The 16,643-nt window shown below is 68.6% G+C and carries 13 protein-coding genes and 1 rRNA gene; 11 read left to right on the forward strand and 3 right to left on the reverse strand.

Going from position 1 to position 16,643, the window contains the following annotated elements:
• Positions 1-42: 42 nt before the first annotated feature.
• Positions 43-810 carry a hypothetical protein gene (locus OHA11_RS26580; protein ID WP_266507477.1) on the reverse strand — a complete coding sequence of 256 codons (768 nt, stop codon included), beginning with the start codon at positions 808-810 and terminating at the stop codon, positions 43-45.
• A 158-nt stretch (positions 811-968) separates the two neighbouring features.
• Here OHA11_RS26580 and OHA11_RS26585 point away from each other — a divergent pair, with 158 nt between their 5' ends.
• The 4 genes from OHA11_RS26585 (at position 969) to ilvD (ending at position 5,626) form a co-directional block, all read left to right on the forward strand.
• Complete coding sequence (locus OHA11_RS26585; protein WP_266500483.1) at positions 969-1,901, forward strand: Ppx/GppA phosphatase family protein; 933 nt, start codon at positions 969-971, stop codon at positions 1,899-1,901.
• Positions 1,902-2,172: 271 nt separating this feature from the next.
• Positions 2,173-3,012, forward strand: a complete 840-nt coding sequence (locus OHA11_RS26590) for a sugar phosphate isomerase/epimerase (protein WP_266500486.1) — start codon at positions 2,173-2,175, stop codon at positions 3,010-3,012.
• A complete protein-coding gene (locus OHA11_RS26595) occupies positions 3,009-3,629 on the forward strand; it encodes a TetR/AcrR family transcriptional regulator (protein ID WP_266500489.1) in 621 nt (206 codons plus the stop codon). The genes OHA11_RS26590 and OHA11_RS26595 overlap by 4 nt, the downstream gene beginning before the upstream one ends.
• A gap of 143 nt (positions 3,630-3,772) precedes the next feature.
• Positions 3,773-5,626, forward strand: a complete 1,854-nt coding sequence (gene ilvD, locus OHA11_RS26600; protein ID WP_266500492.1) for a dihydroxy-acid dehydratase — start codon at positions 3,773-3,775, stop codon at positions 5,624-5,626.
• A gap of 119 nt (positions 5,627-5,745) precedes the next feature.
• On the opposite strand, the gene OHA11_RS26605 is transcribed toward ilvD, so the two are convergent.
• Complete coding sequence (locus OHA11_RS26605) at positions 5,746-8,070, reverse strand: serine/threonine-protein kinase (RefSeq protein WP_266500495.1); 2,325 nt, start codon at positions 8,068-8,070, stop codon at positions 5,746-5,748.
• A 177-nt stretch (positions 8,071-8,247) separates the two neighbouring features.
• On the opposite strand from OHA11_RS26605, the gene OHA11_RS26610 reads away from it, so the two are divergent.
• The 6 genes from OHA11_RS26610 to proC all read left to right on the forward strand — a co-directional run bounded on the left by OHA11_RS26610 (position 8,248) and on the right by proC (position 12,979).
• Positions 8,248-8,568, forward strand: a complete 321-nt coding sequence (locus tag OHA11_RS26610; protein WP_266500498.1) for an SH3 domain-containing protein — start codon at positions 8,248-8,250, stop codon at positions 8,566-8,568.
• Between the two features lie 130 nt (positions 8,569-8,698).
• The gene (locus OHA11_RS26615) at positions 8,699-9,181 is read left to right on the forward strand and encodes an EamA/RhaT family transporter (RefSeq protein ID WP_266500501.1); all 483 of its coding nucleotides are present in this window, start codon (positions 8,699-8,701) and stop codon (positions 9,179-9,181) included.
• Between the two features lie 266 nt (positions 9,182-9,447).
• Complete coding sequence (locus OHA11_RS26620) at positions 9,448-10,236, forward strand: class I SAM-dependent methyltransferase (RefSeq protein WP_266500504.1); 789 nt, start codon at positions 9,448-9,450, stop codon at positions 10,234-10,236.
• A gap of 155 nt (positions 10,237-10,391) precedes the next feature.
• The gene (locus OHA11_RS26625; protein WP_266500507.1) at positions 10,392-11,249 is read left to right on the forward strand and encodes an ABC transporter ATP-binding protein; all 858 of its coding nucleotides are present in this window, start codon (positions 10,392-10,394) and stop codon (positions 11,247-11,249) included.
• Positions 11,246-12,049 (forward strand): ABC transporter permease, encoded by an 804-nt coding sequence (locus tag OHA11_RS26630; protein WP_266500510.1) that lies wholly within the window; start codon positions 11,246-11,248, stop codon positions 12,047-12,049. The genes OHA11_RS26625 and OHA11_RS26630 overlap by 4 nt, the downstream gene beginning before the upstream one ends.
• A 120-nt stretch (positions 12,050-12,169) precedes the next feature.
• Entirely contained in the window at positions 12,170-12,979 is an 810-nt protein-coding gene (gene proC / locus OHA11_RS26635; RefSeq protein ID WP_266500514.1) for a pyrroline-5-carboxylate reductase, read from the forward strand.
• Positions 12,980-13,020: 41 nt separating this feature from the next.
• On the opposite strand, the gene trpS is transcribed toward proC, so the two are convergent.
• Positions 13,021-14,019 carry a tryptophan--tRNA ligase gene (gene trpS, locus OHA11_RS26640; protein WP_266500517.1) on the reverse strand — a complete coding sequence of 333 codons (999 nt, stop codon included), beginning with the start codon at positions 14,017-14,019 and terminating at the stop codon, positions 13,021-13,023.
• 851 nt (positions 14,020-14,870) lie between these two features.
• Between trpS and OHA11_RS26645 the strand changes: the two genes are divergently transcribed.
• Positions 14,871-16,398, forward strand: a 16S ribosomal RNA gene (locus OHA11_RS26645).
• Positions 16,399-16,643 lie beyond the last annotated feature (245 nt).

Below are 16,643 nucleotides of genomic sequence, written 5' to 3' on the forward strand. Positions count from 1 at the left end.
AGCCCGTTCCGAGGCGCGGAAGGAATCGCGCGGCATGGCCCCTCAGCCGCGGGGCGGGTCCGCCGGATGCGGGGCCAGCAACGGCAGCTGCGATGCCAGGCGCTCCTCGCAGAGTTCGACCAGGCGGTCGTATCCCGCCTTGCCCATCAGTTCGACCAGTTCCGGCCGGTACGAGACGTACACCGGATCGCCCGCGCCGTGCGCCGAGGTCGCCGACGTGCACCACCAGTGCAGGTCGTGCCCGCCAGGACCCCAGCCGCGGCGGTCGTACTCGCCGATCGAGACCTGGAGTACCCGGGTGTCGTCGGGCCGGTCGATCCACTCGTACGTACGCCGCACCGGCAGCTGCCAGCAGACGTCCGGCTTGGTCTCCAGGGGCTCGCGGCCCTCCTTGATGGCCAGGATGTGCAGCGAGCAGCCCGCGCCGCCCGCGAAACCCGGCCGGTTCTGGAAGATGCACGAGCCCTCGTACGGCCTGGTCTGGCGGTCGCCGTCCTCGTCCTGGGAGACCCAGCCCGACTCGGTGCCCACGTCATGGTGCTGCCAGATCTCCGGCGTGAGCCTCGCCACATGTCCGGCGACGCGCTTCTCGTCGTCCTCGTCCGAGAAGTGGGCGCCCAGCGTGCAGCACCCGTCGTCCGCGCGGCCCGCCTGGATGCCCTGGCAACCGCTTCCGAAGATGCAGTTCCAGCGAGAGGTGAGCCATGTCAGATCGCAGCGGAAGACCTGCTCGTCGTCGGCCGGATCCGGGAACTCCACCCACGCGCGCGCGAAGTCGAGCCCCTTCTCGTCGCCCTGTTTCGGAACCACCGGGGACTTCTTGGACTTGGACGCCGCCTTGGAGGACTTGGCGGACGCTGCCGACTTGTCGGCCTTTGCCTTTTTCGTCTTTGGCACGAGACCAGAGTAAATGGCCAGGAACCCATCCGGGGACTGCCGGCCGTTCCGCGCGCAGTAGCGTTCTGTACATGAGACTCGGTGTCCTCGACGTGGGTTCGAACACGGTGCATCTGCTGGTGGTGGATGCACACCCTGGCGCGCGCCCGTTGCCCGCGCATTCGCACAAGGCGGAGTTGCGGCTCGCCGAACTCCTCGACGAGAGCGGCGCGATCGATTCCGTAGGAGTCGACAAACTGATCGCCGTCGTCCAGGAGGCGCTCCAGGCCGCCGAGGACAAGGGCGTCGAGGACCTGCTGCCGTTCGCGACCTCCGCGGTGCGCGAGGCCAGCAACGCCGACGACGTGCTCGCCCGGGTCCGCGCCGAGACCGGCGTCGAGCTCCAGGTCCTCACCGGCGCCGAGGAGGCGCGGCTCACCTTCCTCGCAGCCCGCCGCTGGTTCGGCTGGTCGGCGGGGAAGCTGCTCGTCCTCGACATCGGCGGCGGCTCCCTGGAGATCGCGTACGGCATCGACGAGGAGCCGGACGCGGCGGCCTCCCTGCCGCTGGGCGCGGGCCGGCTCACCGCGGGCTGGCTGCCGAACGACCCCGCGGACCCGGAGGACATCAGGGCCCTGCGCCGCCATGTGAGGGCCCAGATCGCCCGTACGGTCGGGGAGTTCAGCCGCTTCGGTGCCCCCGACCACGTGGTCGCGACCTCCAAGACCTTCCGGCAGCTCGCGCGCATCGCGGGTGCCGCGCGCTCGGCCGACGGCCTGTACGTCCAGCGCGAACTCAAGCGCCGCTCCCTGGAGGACTGGGTCCCGCGCCTCGCCTCCATGACCGCCGCCGAACGCGCCGAACTCCCCGGTGTCTCTGACGGCCGCGCCGGCCAGCTCCTGGCCGGCGCCATCGTCGCCGCGGGCGCCATGGACCTCTTCGGCGTGGAAACCCTCGAAATCTGCCCCTGGGCCCTCAGAGAGGGCGTAATCCTCCGAAGCCTGGACCAGATGGCTTCCCCGTAGACCGCCCCGTGCCCCATGAGGGGCGCGGGGAACGGCGCAATCTTTTAGTGGCGCGGGGAACTGCGCGAGCAACCCAAACGAACCCGCAGCCAACACCGACCCCAGCCCCCATCCCCCAGGGGCGCGGGGAACTGCGCGACAAGCCACACCCAACCCGCACCCAACCCGCACCGGCCCTCCGGCCAATACCCACAACGGCGCGACCCACCACCCCCCGGCCAAAGCCCCCCACCCGAACACAACCAACAGAACCACCCCGTAACCTGTCCCCGTGGCAGAACCAGTCGTGCGGATCCCGGATGCGAAGGTCGCCCTGTCCACGGCCTCCGTGTACCCCGAGTCGACGGCGACCGCCTTCGAGATCGCCGCACGCCTCGGCTACGACGGCGTCGAGGTCATGGTGTGGACCGACCCGGTCAGCCAGGACATCGAGGCCCTCCGCCGCCTCAGCGACTACCACCAGGTCCCGATCCTCGCGATTCACGCCCCCTGCCTGCTCATCACCCAGCGCGTCTGGTCCACCGACCCGTGGATCAAGCTCCAGCGCGCCCGGGCGGCCGCCGAGAAGCTCGGGGCGAGCACGGTCGTCGTACACCCCCCGTTCCGCTGGCAGCGCCAGTACGCGCGTGACTTCGTCACCGGGATCTGGCAGATGGCGAACGAGACAGATGTGCGGTTCGCCGTCGAAAACATGTACCCCTGGCGCTACCGCGACCGCGAGATGCTCGCCTACGCCCCGGACTGGGACGTCACGAAGGACGACTACCGCCACTTCACGATCGACCTCAGCCACACCGCGACCGCCCGCACGGACGCACTCCAGATGATCGACCGCATGAGCGACCGCCTGGGCCACGTCCATCTCGCCGACGGCAACGGCTCCAACAAGGACGAGCACCTCGTCCCCGGCCGCGGCACACAGCCCTGCGCCGAGCTGCTGGAACGCCTCGCCCTGTCCGGTTTCGACGGTCACGTCGTCATCGAGGTCAACACCCGCCGAGCCATGTCCAGCGCCGAACGCGAGGCCGACCTCGCGGAGGCCCTCGCCTTCACCCGGCTCCACCTGGCCTCGGCCGTCAGAGCTGTCCCCGGCGGGGGACCGCGCCCGTGACCAACGCCGCCCCGCGCCGCCGGGGACGCCCCTCCCACGCGGACTCCGCGGACACTCCGGCCGCCCGCGACCGCATCCTGGCGGCGGCTCGCGAGGAGTTCTCCGAGCGGGGGTACGAGAAGACGTCCGTACGCGGCATCGCCAAGGCCGCGGGCGTGGACTCCGCGCTCGTGCACCACTACTTCGGCACCAAGGAACAGGTCTTCGAGGCGTCCATCGAGGTCGCCTTCGGGCCCCTCCTGAGCGCCCCGGGCTCGATCGCGGAAGGCCCCCTCGACGGTGTCGGAGAGCGGCTGGCCCGCTTCTTCTTCGGGGTCTGGGAGAACCCGGCCACCCGCAAGGCGCTGCTCGCGATCATCCGCTCAGCCGTGAACAACGAGGTCGCGGCCTCGGTCTTCCGCCGCCTCATCTCGGCCCAGCTGCTGCGCCGCGTCGCCGCCCAGCTGGACACGCCGGACGCCGAACTGCGTGCCGAGCTCGCGGCGGCCCAGCTCGTGGGCATCGCGATGCTGCGGTACGTGATCAAGGTCGAGCCCCTGGCCTCGGCGAACCCGGAGCAGATCATCGAGAGGGTGGCCCCGGCGATCCAGGCCCACCTGGCCGCGCCCCGTCCTTAGGGGCGCGGGGCTGTGACAAGCCCCCACCGGACCCGCAGCCGAAAACCGAGACGCCCATCCCGTATTCCGGACGCCGTGTCCAACCCCTGGATGACCGGCGTACGCTCGACGTGAGTCATTACTCTCCGAAGGAGCGAGCGACGATGCCCGAGCTGAGGTCCCGCACAGTCACCCACGGCCGCAACATGGCGGGCGCACGCGCCCTTATGCGCGCCTCCGGTGTACCGGGCGCGGACATCGGCCGCAAGCCGATCATCGCGGTCGCCAACTCCTTCACGGAGTTCGTGCCCGGCCACACCCACCTCCAGCCGGTCGGCCGGATCGTGAGCGAGGCCATCACAGCGGCCGGCGGCATCCCGCGCGAGTTCAACACGATCGCCGTCGACGACGGCATCGCGATGGGCCACGGCGGCATGCTCTACAGCCTCCCCTCCCGCGACCTGATCGCGGACAGCGTGGAGTACATGGTGGAGGCCCACTGCGCCGACGCCCTGATCTGCATCTCGAACTGCGACAAGATCACGCCCGGCATGCTGATGGCGGCCCTGCGCCTGAACATCCCGACGGTCTTCGTCTCCGGCGGCCCCATGGAGTCCGGCCGCGCCACTTTGGTCGACGGCACGGTCCGTACGCTCGACCTGGTCGACGCGATCTCCGACGCCGTGAACGACAAGATCTCGGACGAGGACATCCTCCGTATCGAGGAGAACGCCTGTCCGACCTGCGGTTCCTGTTCCGGCATGTTCACGGCCAACTCCATGAACTGCCTGACGGAGGCCATCGGCCTCTCGCTCCCCGGCAACGGCTCGGTCCTCGCCACGCACACCGCCCGCAAGGCGCTGTACGAGGACGCGGGACGCACGGTGATGGACATCACCCGCCGCTACTACGAGCAGAACGACGAGACGGTCCTGCCCCGCACCATCGCCTCCATCGCGGCCTTCGAGAACGCCATGGCGCTCGACATCGCCATGGGCGGTTCGACCAACACGATCCTGCACCTGCTGGCCGCGGCCCAGGAGGCGGGCGTCCCCTTCGGCCTCGACGAGATCAACGCGGTCTCGCGCCGTGTGCCCTGCCTCGCCAAGGTCGCCCCGAACGTGGCGAAGGACCGGACGTACTACATGGAGGACGTACACCGGGCCGGAGGTATCCCCGCTCTGCTCGGCGAACTCCACCGCGCGGGCCTCCTGAACGAGGACGTGCACTCGGTGCACAGCCCGTCCCTGGCGGACTGGCTGAAGACCTGGGACGTCCGCGGCGGCTCGCCGTCCCCGGAGGCCCTGGAGCTGTGGCACGCGGCGCCCGGCTGCGTCCGTTCCGCCGAGGCCTTCTCCCAGTCCGAGCGCTGGGAGGCCCTCGACGAGGACGCGGAGGGCGGCTGCATCCGCTCGGCGGAGCACGCGTACTCGAAGGACGGCGGCCTGGCGGTTCTGAAGGGCAACCTCGCCGTCGACGGCTGTGTCGTGAAGACGGCAGGCGTGGACGAGTCGATCTGGACCTTCGAGGGCCCTGCGGTCGTCTGCGAGTCGCAGGAGGAGGCCGTCGACAAGATCCTCAAGAAGGAGATCACGCACGGCGACGTCGTCGTCATCCGCTACGAGGGCCCCAAGGGCGGCCCCGGCATGCAGGAGATGCTTTACCCGACGTCCTTCCTGAAGGGCCGCGGCCTCGGCAAGACCTGCGCCCTGATCACCGACGGCCGCTTCTCCGGCGGCACGTCCGGCCTCTCCATCGGCCACGCCTCCCCGGAGGCGGCCTCCGGCGGCACGATCGCCCTCGTCCAGGACGGCGACCGCATCCGCATCGACATCCCGAACCGCGGCATCGAGCTCCTGGTCTCCGACGAGGAACTCGCCACCCGCCGCGAGGCCCTGAACGGCGTGTACGCCCCGGCCGCCCGCGACCGCAAGGTCTCGGCCGCCCTCCGCGCGTACGCGGCGATGGCCACCAGCGCCGACAGGGGCGCGGTCCGCGACGTCTCCAAACTCGGCTAGGCCCGTACCCGGACAAACTCGGTCAGGGCTGTACAGTCCCTGGCCCGCACCACCCAGTCACGTGGGCCCGCCCGGTCCTCACCACCGGGCGGGTTCGCCCAGTTCACGGGGCTCAGTGCCTACCAGTCGGCGGGCTTGCCGGCATCCACCGCGAAGACACTCCCGTCGGGCGCGCTTCCGTAGACCCGGTCGCCCACCACCAAGGGTGCGGGCACCTCGGCGACGACGCCCGCGGTTCCGCCGTTACTGAGCCGCGGACGGGTCTGCCCCAGGAGCCTGCCCGTACGGGCGTCGACCGCGAGCAGCCGGCCGTCAGGAGCGGTGACGTACAGGGTCCGGCCGTCGGCGGTCGGCTCCGACCCCCTGCTGACCGAGGTCTCCAGCCGCCACCGCTGCTTGCCGGCCTCGACGTCCACCGCCACCAGCGCCCCTCCCGTGGCCAGTAAAGAGACCGTCCCGTCGTGCAGGGCGGCCGTGGTGGACGGGAGCCGAAGGGCGAGGGGGATCCGCCGTACGTCGCCGGTGCCGGACGTGTAGCCGACGACGCTCACCGTCTCCTGGTAGGAGTTCTCCTCGGTCAGCCAGAGCGTGCCTTCCTCGACCCCGACGGGACTGAGCACCCCGTCGAGGCGGTGACGCCACCGGATGTCCCCGGTCCGCAGATCCACCGCGATCACCTGCGTACTCACGTTGTCGGCGCCCAGCGTCGTCGCGTACGCGAGCTCACCGCCGAAGTACGCGAACGGGGGCTGGGCCGCGCCGGCCACGCGCTCCCGCCACAGCCGGTCCCCGGTCTTCCCGTCGACACCGGTGACCATGCCGTCGGGCGAGGTCAGCAGAACCGTGTCGCCCGCGTGCTGCACACTGCCGTTGTACGCGGAAAGGTCCAGCGTCCAGCGGGTCCTGCCCGTGTCGGGGTCGAGCGCGACGAGTTGTGCGCGGTCCGGGGTGACGACGTGCACCAGCCCACCCGACAGGACGGGCGCGACCGTCGTACCGTCCCCTGCGCCCTCGGCCTTCCGCGTCCACCGCACCTTGCCGTCGAGCGGATCGATGGAGGCGGCGAGCACACCCGGCGCGGCACAGCGCAGCGCCCCGCCGCCGTACGCGCACTTGGACATGCCCGCCTGTGCCGTACCCACCTTCGTGACCCACGGGCGGAACGTGTCGGCGACGGCCCGGCGTCCCGTACCCGGATCCGAACGACCGCCGGAGTCACCGCCGACCTCCGGCACACCGAAGACGAGCGCACCGCCCACCGCCAGTACGGCCACGACACCGGCGCCGCCGAAGAAAAGCACCCGACGACGGCGCCGACGGGTACGCGACGAGGGACCACTGGAACTGTCCGACAGACCCCTGGAACCGACGGACGAGGCAAGCCCGGAAGGCTCGGACGACCCGGCCACGACATCGCCGCCGCCCGGGCCGCGCACGTGAGTCGCACCGTCTCCGGTCAGAGACTCGTGCCCGGGCCCGGGCACGAGCCCGGAGACACCCTCGGCCCCGGCTTCGGCCTCCAGTTCTGCCTCTGTCCCTGCCTCTGTCCCCGACCCTTTTTCTGCTTCTGGTTCCGGTGTGCGCTGCGCGGGGATGAACGCCTGCGTGTCGTAAAGGGAGGAGACGAGCCGCAGTTCCCCCATGAGTTCGTCGGGCGTGGGCCGTTCGTCCGGCTCCTTGGCGAGGCAGCGGACGATGAGCGGAGCCAGATCGTCGGGGACGCCGGTCAAGTCCGGCTCATCGTGCACCACTTGATACGCGACGATGTAGGGACTGTCGGAGTCGAAGGGCCCCCGCCCGGTGGCCGCGTGGACCAGGACCGACCCGAGGGCGAAGATATCGGCTGCCGGACCCACCTCGCGAGGGCGGCGGAACTGCTCGGGGGCCATGAAGGGCGGGGTACCGATCAGCTTGCCGGTCTCCGTGCGCAGTTCGCTGTCGGATGGCCGGGAGATGCCGAAGTCGATGACTTTGGGCCCGTCCTCGGCGAGCAGGACGTTGCTCGGCTTGAGGTCGCGGTGCACCACACCGGCACGGTGGATGTCGCGCAACGCCTCGGCGAGGCCGGCCATGACCTGACGCAACTGCGCGCTCGACAATGAACCGTTCCGCTTCACATGCTCGGCCAGCGTCAGCCCCGGTATGAACAGGGTGGCCATCCAGGGCCGGTCGGCCTCGGGGTCGGCGTCCACGACCGGTGCGGTGAAGGCACCGCTGACCCGGCGCGCGGCCGCGATCTCCTGCCGGAACCGCCCCCTGAACTCGGGGTCCTTGGCGAACTCGGCATGTACGACCTTCACCGCGAGCCGCAGCCCCGAGGTCGAGCGCGCCAGATGGACAACACCCATACCGCCCGAGCCCAGGCATGACTCAAGGCGGTACTGCCCGGCGTATTCGGGAAGTTCCGCTTCGGCACCGGTTCCGGCGCTGCGTCGTGGCGGCATGGCCCACCCCCGTGAATTACGTACGCACGCGCGACGCACGGAGCCTAGTCGATGGTTCGTATGAGACCCACGCGGCTTGCTAGCCTCCGCGTGCACAAAGACAAGAAAGCGTTTCAAGCCAACGCGTTCGCGACGATCAAGACAGAGCGTCCCAACGCATCCAACGGGGAGGCCCATATGGCTGTTGAAGAGATAGAGAGCGCGGACGAGAGTACGGGCGCGAGGGCGGAGACGACCGCCACCGCGACCCAGAAGCTCTACTCGATCGCACCCGGCTACACCGTGAACGTCCGCAGTGGCCCCGGCACCCAGTACCGCCTGATCCGCACCCTGCCGGTGGGCTCCAAGGTCCCGATCTTCTGCCAGCGCCCGGGCGAGACGATCAGCGGCCCCTACGGCACGACGAACATCTGGGACAACATCAAGGTCGGGGAGTACGTCTCCGACGCCTACGTGAATACGGGCAGCGACGGCTACGTGGCACCGCGCTGCAGCTGACCGCGCAGGGCGCCCCGGCCCGCGGGTCCACGGACCAGCGGACCGGGCCGCTCCGCCCGGCCGCCACTACTCCGCCACCACTCCGCCACACCACATCGGTACTCCCGCCGCACGGAGCGATAATCGAGCGGTGAGCGAAGAAACCGGCACCCCCACTGGCCCCCGCCCCGAACCGATCCGTTTCTTCGGTACGACCTGGGTGGACCACGACGGCGGTTACGCGGCCCGTCGCGCGGCCGTGGCCGCCGGCTCACTCGCGGCGGCGGTGCTGAGCTGCCTGGTCCTCCGCTTCGCGTACGAGGGCCTGGAGATCGCGGCCGTGGGCAGCCTGGTCACCCTCCTCGTCGCCGTGATGTTCGCGATCTGCAGCGCGATCGCTTTCCGCCGCACGTGGGTAGGCTTCACCGAGCGACCCGACCCCGACACCCAGGCATCCCTCCGCGGCCTCCTCACCATCGGCTTTGTAGGCGCCCTCCTGGCCTACTTCTTCCGCTCCCTCACCGAGGCCCCCGGCGAGCAACTCCACCGCCAGGAGTACGAGGCGGCGCGCACCGAACACGCCCGCCGGACCTCCCGCCGCACCGGAAACCCATCCCGCAAGCGCCGCCGCTAGGGGCTCCGCCCCAGGTCCCGTCGGGTGGGTTGTCGGGTGCGGGTTGGGTGTGGCTGGTCGCGCAGTTCCCCGCGCCCCTTGGGTATCTCGGCCCTGAGGTGTGCCTTTCAGCCCTCCGGCGTTTGAGGAGCGGGGGTTCGGGCGCTGGCCCCCGAGTAAAGATGGGAATGGGTAGGGGCGGCGGGGGCGAAAACCTCCCCGCCCTCACCCCAACCTCTTACCGAGGCCCACTGTCCCCTGCCCCCACCCAAGGCCACCATGGCGACATGACCGCCTCCTCACGCGCTCACCACCACACTCGAGCCCACTCCTTCAACGCCGCCGCAGCCCAGTACGCCGCGAACCGCCCCTCCTACCCACCCACCCTCTTCGACGCGATAGAGAACGCCACAGGCCGCCCCCTCGCGGGCGCCCGAGCAATCGACGTGGGCGCGGGCACCGGCATCGCAACCACCCTGTTGCACGCCCGAGGCGCGAACGTCGTGGCGGTAGAGCCCGGCGACGGCATGGCACGTCAATTCCGCCACACCCTCCCGGACATCCCCCTCGTACGCGGCGACGGCAACGCCCTCCCCTTCACCGACTCCTCCGCCGACTTCGTGACATACGCCCAGGCCTGGCACTGGACAGAGCCCGCCCGGGCCGCCCCGGAAGCGATGCGCGTCCTGCGCCCGGGCGGTGCCCTCGCCCTCTGGTGGAACATCGACGCCGTGGACGTCCCGTGGATCGCCGACCAGGAGCGCCGCGTCGAGCGGTACTTCGGCGGTGGCGACGCCCTCAGCAAGAGGGTCGGCACCGCCGCCCGTGCCGAGACCGCCCTCGCCGACGCGATCACCGTCCCGGACGTCACACACCACCAGGTCCGCTGGAGCCGCAGCGTCCCTCTCGACACCCACCTCGCCAACATGGGCAGCCACTCGATCTTCCTCGTCCTCGGCGAGAAGGGCACCGCGGTCTTCCTCGCCGAGGAGCGCGAGCATCTCCTGGAGGTGTTCCCGGACGGCGTCGTCGAGGAGACCTACAACGTCGACCTCCTGATCGCACGCCGCCCCTGACTCCGAACACCACACGGCACAACACCCACGTGCCTCACCAGCTATCTCCCCCTCCCAGCCGCCTCCCCCCCAAGGCCACGAAGAGGGCTCCAAGAAGGCCGCAAGAGCCCGCCCAGACTTGACGCCTCCACCCACCCAGGCGCATTATTCATCACATGATGAATTACTCGCCCGATCCACCCACCACCCAGGACCCCTCCACGGCCCCTGCGGCTGCCACGGCCCCCTCGGCCGCCACCACCGGAACCCCCGCAGTCCAAGCCACCGCCCTCACCGTCGTCCGCGGCACCCGCCAAGTCCTCCGCGGACTCGACTTCGAGGTTCCCCGAGGCCAGATCACCGGCCTGCTCGGCCCCTCGGGATGCGGCAAGTCCACCCTGATGAGGTCGATCGTCGGCACCCAGGCCAAGGTCACCGGCACCCTGGACGTCCTCGGCCTCCCCGCGGGCCACGCCGCACTCCGCTCCCGTATCGGCTACGTCACCCAAGCCCCCTCCGTCTACGACGACCTGACCGTCCGCCAGAACCTGGACTACTTCGCCGCGATTCTCGACCCCGGCCGCGCTGCCGCACAGCGCCGCCACGAGAACGTCACCCACGCCATCGCCGACGTGGACCTCACCTCCCACGCAGCCGCCCTCGCGGGCAACCTCTCCGGCGGCCAGCGCAGCCGCGTCTCCCTCGCCGTCGCCCTCCTCGGCACCCCCGAACTCCTCGTCCTGGACGAACCCACGGTCGGCCTCGACCCCGTACTCCGCCGCGACCTGTGGCAGCTCTTCCACACCATCGCCGCCGACCGGGGCGCCACCCTCCTCGTCTCCTCCCACGTCATGGACGAGGCCGAGCGCTGCCACCGCCTGCTCCTGATGCGCGAGGGCGAGATCCTCGCCGACGACACCCCGGACGCCCTGCGCACCCAGACCGGCAGCCACACCGTCGAGGCCGCCTTCCTCCATCTCGTCGACGAGGCGATCGCGGCCGGCAACCAGCGCGGCAAGGAGTCCGCCCGATGAGCACCCCGACCCCGACCACGACCACCCGCACGGGCGCGGCCAAGCCCCCGAGGACAAGCGCGATCAACTACGCCCGCACCCTCGCCACCGCGGCCCGGGTCCTGCGCCAGCTCCGCCACGACCCGCGCTCGATCGCGCTGATGATCCTCATCCCGTGCGTGATGCTCCTGCTGCTCCGCTACGTCTTCGACGGCAGCCCGCGCACCTTCGACTCCATCGGCGCCTCACTGCTCGGCATCTTCCCCCTCATCACGATGTTCCTGGTGACCTCCATCGCCACCCTCCGCGAACGCACCTCCGGCACCCTGGAACGCCTCCTCGCCATGCCCCTCGGCAAGGGGGACCTCATCGCCGGCTACGCCCTCGCCTTCGGCGCGCTCGCCATCGTCCAGTCGGCCCTCGCCACCGGTCTCGCCGTCTGGACCCTCGGTCTGGACGTCACGGGCTCGGCCTGGCTCCTCCTTCTGGTGGCTCTCCTGGACGCCCTGCTGGGCACCGCCCTCGGCCTCTTCGTCTCGGCCTTCGCGTCCTCGGAGTTCCAGGCCGTCCAGTTCATGCCTGCCGTGATCTTCCCCCAGCTCCTCCTCTGCGGCCTGTTCACCCCGCGCCCCGACATGCACCCCGTACTCGAAGGCATCTCCAACGTCCTCCCCATGTCGTATGCCGTCGACGGCATGAACGAAGTCCTCAAGCACACCGACGTCACCGCCAACTTCGTCCGCGACGCCCTGATCGTCGCGGCCTGCGCCTTCCTCGTCCTGACCCTCGGCGCGGCAACCCTCCGCCGCCGCACCGCGTAACACCGAGCACTACCCCCGCCCACCCGTCGGTCGCGTCCCGCCCACCGGACAAAGCAGCCCGCGCCCGTGCCCGGTGCGAGGATGGGCCTCGGACGACGCACCCCCGGAGGGCAACCGAACATGACCCAGAAAGTCGCAGTGCTCGGCACCGGCAAGATCGGCGAGGCCCTGCTCAGCGGAATGATCCGAGCCGGCTGGGCCCCCGCCGACCTCCTGGTCACGACCCGCCGCCCCGAGCGCGCCAAGGAACTCCAGGAGCGCCACGGCGTCACCCCGGTCACCAACGCCGAGGCGGCCAAGAGCGCCGACACCCTGATCCTCACGGTCAAGCCCCAGGACATGGGCACCCTCCTCGACGAACTCGCCCCGCACGTCCCCGCCGACCGCCTGGTCATCAGCGGCGCCGCGGGCATCCCCACCTCCTTCTTCGAGGAGCGCCTCGCTAAGAACACCCCCGTCGTCCGTGTCATGACGAACACCCCCGCCCTGGTCGACGAGGCCATGTCCGTCATCTCCGCCGGCAGCCACGCCACCGCAGAGCACCTCGCCCACGCCGAGGAGATCTTCGGCGCGGTCGGCAAGACCCTCCGCGTCCCCGAGTCCCAGCAGGACGCCTGCACCGCACTCTCCGGCTCGGGCCCGGCGTACTTCTTCTACCTGGTCGAGGCCATGACCGACGCCGGCATCCTGCTCGGCCTGCCCCGCGACAAGGCGCACGACCTCATCGTCCAGTCCGCGATCGGCGCCGCCGTAATGCTCCGCGACAGCGGCGAACACCCCGTGAAGCTCCGCGAGAACGTCACGTCTCCCGCGGGCACCACGATCAACGCCATCCGCGAACTCGAGAACCACGGCGTACGCGCAGCCCTCATCGCCGCCCTGGAAGCAGCCCGCGACCGCAGCCGCGAACTGGCCTCCGGCAACAGCTAGGAGCCCCGGGGCCGGGCCCGCCCCCGGCCCCACCGCTCCTCTCACATCGCCGGCAGCAACCCGATCGCCCGGTACGCCGCGTCCACCCTCGGCTTCGCCATCTCCCTCGCCTTCTCCGCACCCTCCCGCAACACCCCTTCCACGTACGCAGGATCCGCGCACAACTCCTTGTGCCTCTGCTGTACGGGCCTGAGGAGCTCCACCACTGCCTCGGCAGTGTCCTTCTTCAAAGATCCGTACGACTCATATACACCGGCCAACGCCTCGGGGTTCCCACTTCCACACGCCGCGAGAATCTCCAGCAGATTCGAGATCCCAGGCCGGGCCTCCCGGTCGTACGACACGTCCCGCCCGCTGTCGGTCACGGCCCGCATGACCTTCTTCCGGATCACCTCCGGCTCGTCGAGCAGATAGACGATCCCGGTCCCGACGTCGTCGGACTTCCCCATCTTCGACGTCGGCTCCTGCAGATTCATGACCCGGGCCGCCACCTCGGGATGCGTGGCCCGCGGCACCACGAACGTATGCCCGTACCGCTGGTTGAACCGCACCGCCAGATCCCGGGTCAGCTCCACGTGCTGCGACTGGTCGTCCCCCACGGGCACCTCGTCCGTCCCGTACGCCAGGATGTCCGCCGCCATCAGCACGGGATACGTCAGCAGCGACAGCCGCACACTCCCGCCCCGCACCCGCTCGGCCGCGGCCTTCTCCTTGTACTGGATCATCCGCCGCATCTCGCCGTCCGTGGCCACGCACTCCAGTAGATACGACAGCCGCGCGTGCTCATCCACATGACTCTGTACGAAGACGGTGCACAGCTTCGGATCGAGCCCCGCGGCCAGCAGCAGCGTGGCCGCCTGCCTACTGAGCCGGCGTACCCGGCCGGGATCGTGGTCCACGGTCAGCGAGTGCAGGTCGACGACGCAGAACAGCGCGTCGGCCTCACGCTGATCGACCGCGGCCCACCGCCGCATCGCCCCCAGGTAGTTCCCCAACGTCAGATGCCCGGTCGGCTTGACCCCGCTGAAGACCCGCTTCATTCCTCTACCTCCTGGTCGAGACCGCCACCACCGCCGGCCGGCGCTCCAGGAGGGAGATACGAAAACGGCCGCCGAGGCGGCGGCCGTTGAGTACACGCGTATGTACGGCCGCCGTCAGGCGGCCCACCACAGTTGGGTGCACGCGTGTGTAGACATGCCCCGAGGGTACGCCTCCGGGCGGCTCCTGGAGTCAAGTTGACACGCCCTGGACCGCTACGTAGTGTTCTCCGAGTTGTCCGACGTGAGCGCCGACTCCGGTTGGTCCCCGGACAGCCATTCCGCAACAAGCACACAACGAGCGACGATCCGTCGTCGGCCCGTTCTCATGCGCGTTTGCGGAATGAGGAATCCGCGTTCGAAAGGGCGCGACCCCGATTAGCTCGGGGGCCAGGATTCCGCTAAAGTCTCACTCGTCGGAACGGCCCAACAACCGCGAAGACAGCCCGCTCTGACCGGGAATCAGGCCCGAAAGGATCTGATAGAGTCGGAACCGCCGGAAAGGGAAACGCGAAAGCGAAAACCTGGAAAGCACCGAGGAAATCGGATCGGAAAACGGTCTGATAGAGTCGGAAACGCAAGATCGCAAGACCGAAGGGAAGCGCCCGGAGGAAAGCCCGAGAGGGTGAGTACGAAGGAAGCGTCCGTTCCTTGAGAACTCAACAGCGTGCCAAAAATCAACGCCAGATATGTTGATACCCCGTCCACCGCATTATGTGGTGGGTGGAGGTTCCTTTGAAAAAGTCCTGCCGGGCATGGTCCTGGCAGGCGCACAGCGAGGACGTTGTGAACAGCCGGGCTTATTCCGTCCGACTGTTCCGCTCTCGTGGTGTTGTCCCGATTACGGGAATACATTCACGGAGAGTTTGATCCTGGCTCAGGACGAACGCTGGCGGCGTGCTTAACACATGCAAGTCGAACGATGAAGCCCTTCGGGGTGGATTAGTGGCGAACGGGTGAGTAACACGTGGGCAATCTGCCCTTCACTCTGGGACAAGCCCTGGAAACGGGGTCTAATACCGGATAACACTCCTGCCCGCATGGGTGGGGGTTGAAAGCTCCGGCGGTGAGGGATGAGCCCGCGGCCTATCAGCTTGTTGGTGAGGTAGAAGCTCACCAAGGCGACGACGGGTAGCCGGCCTGAGAGGGCGACCGGCCACACTGGGACTGAGACACGGCCCAGACTCCTACGGGAGGCAGCAGTGGGGAATATTGCACAATGGGCGGAAGCCTGATGCAGCGACGCCGCGTGAGGGATGACGGCCTTCGGGTTGTAAACCTCTTTCAGCAGGGAAGAAGCGCAAGTGACGGTACCTGCAGAAGAAGCGCCGGCTAACTACGTGCCAGCAGCCGCGGTAATACGTAGGGCGCAAGCGTTGTCCGGAATTATTGGGCGTAAAGAGCTCGTAGGCGGTCTGTCGCGTCGGATGTGAAAGCCCGGGGCTTAACCCCGGGTCTGCATTCGATACGGGCAGACTAGAGTGTGGTAGGGGAGATCGGAATTCCTGGTGTAGCGGTGAAATGCGCAGATATCAGGAGGAACACCGGTGGCGAAGGCGGATCTCTGGGCCATTACTGACGCTGAGGAGCGAAAGCGTGGGGAGCGAACAGGATTAGATACCCTGGTAGTCCACGCCGTAAACGGTGGGAACTAGGTGTTGGCGACATTCCACGTCGTCGGTGCCGCAGCTAACGCATTAAGTTCCCCGCCTGGGGAGTACGGCCGCAAGGCTAAAACTCAAAGGAATTGACGGGGGCCCGCACAAGCAGCGGAGCATGTGGCTTAATTCGACGCAACGCGAAGAACCTTACCAAGGCTTGACATCGCCCGGAAAGCATCAGAGATGGTGCCCCCCTTGTGGTCGGGTGACAGGTGGTGCATGGCTGTCGTCAGCTCGTGTCGTGAGATGTTGGGTTAAGTCCCGCAACGAGCGCAACCCTTGTTCTGTGTTGCCAGCAACTCCTTCGGGAGGTTGGGGACTCACAGGAGACTGCCGGGGTCAACTCGGAGGAAGGTGGGGACGACGTCAAGTCATCATGCCCCTTATGTCTTGGGCTGCACACGTGCTACAATGGCAGGTACAATGAGCTGCGATGTCGCAAGGCGGAGCGAATCTCAAAAAGCCTGTCTCAGTTCGGATTGGGGTCTGCAACTCGACCCCATGAAGTCGGAGTTGCTAGTAATCGCAGATCAGCATTGCTGCGGTGAATACGTTCCCGGGCCTTGTACACACCGCCCGTCACGTCACGAAAGTCGGTAACACCCGAAGCCGGTGGCCCAACCCCCTTGTGGGGAGGGAGCTGTCGAAGGTGGGACTGGCGATTGGGACGAAGTCGTAACAAGGTAGCCGTACCGGAAGGTGCGGCTGGATCACCTCCTTTCTAAGGAGCATCTAGGCCGCCGGGTTCACTTGGTGGTCCAGGGCCATTACGTCGGCACACGTCCGACGGTGGTTGCTCATGGGTGGAACGTTGATTATTCGGCACTCTCAGTCATCTCGGCTGCCAGTACTGTCCTTCGGGGCGTGGAAAGCTGATCACGAGTGGCGAGGGTGCCGGGCACGCTGTTGGGTGTCTGAGGGTACGGCCGGTTGATTGGCTGCCTTCAGTGCCGGCCCCAGTGAACT

This window comes from Streptomyces sp. NBC_00878 (genome assembly GCF_026341515.1).
Classification (GTDB): domain Bacteria; phylum Actinomycetota; class Actinomycetes; order Streptomycetales; family Streptomycetaceae; genus Streptomyces.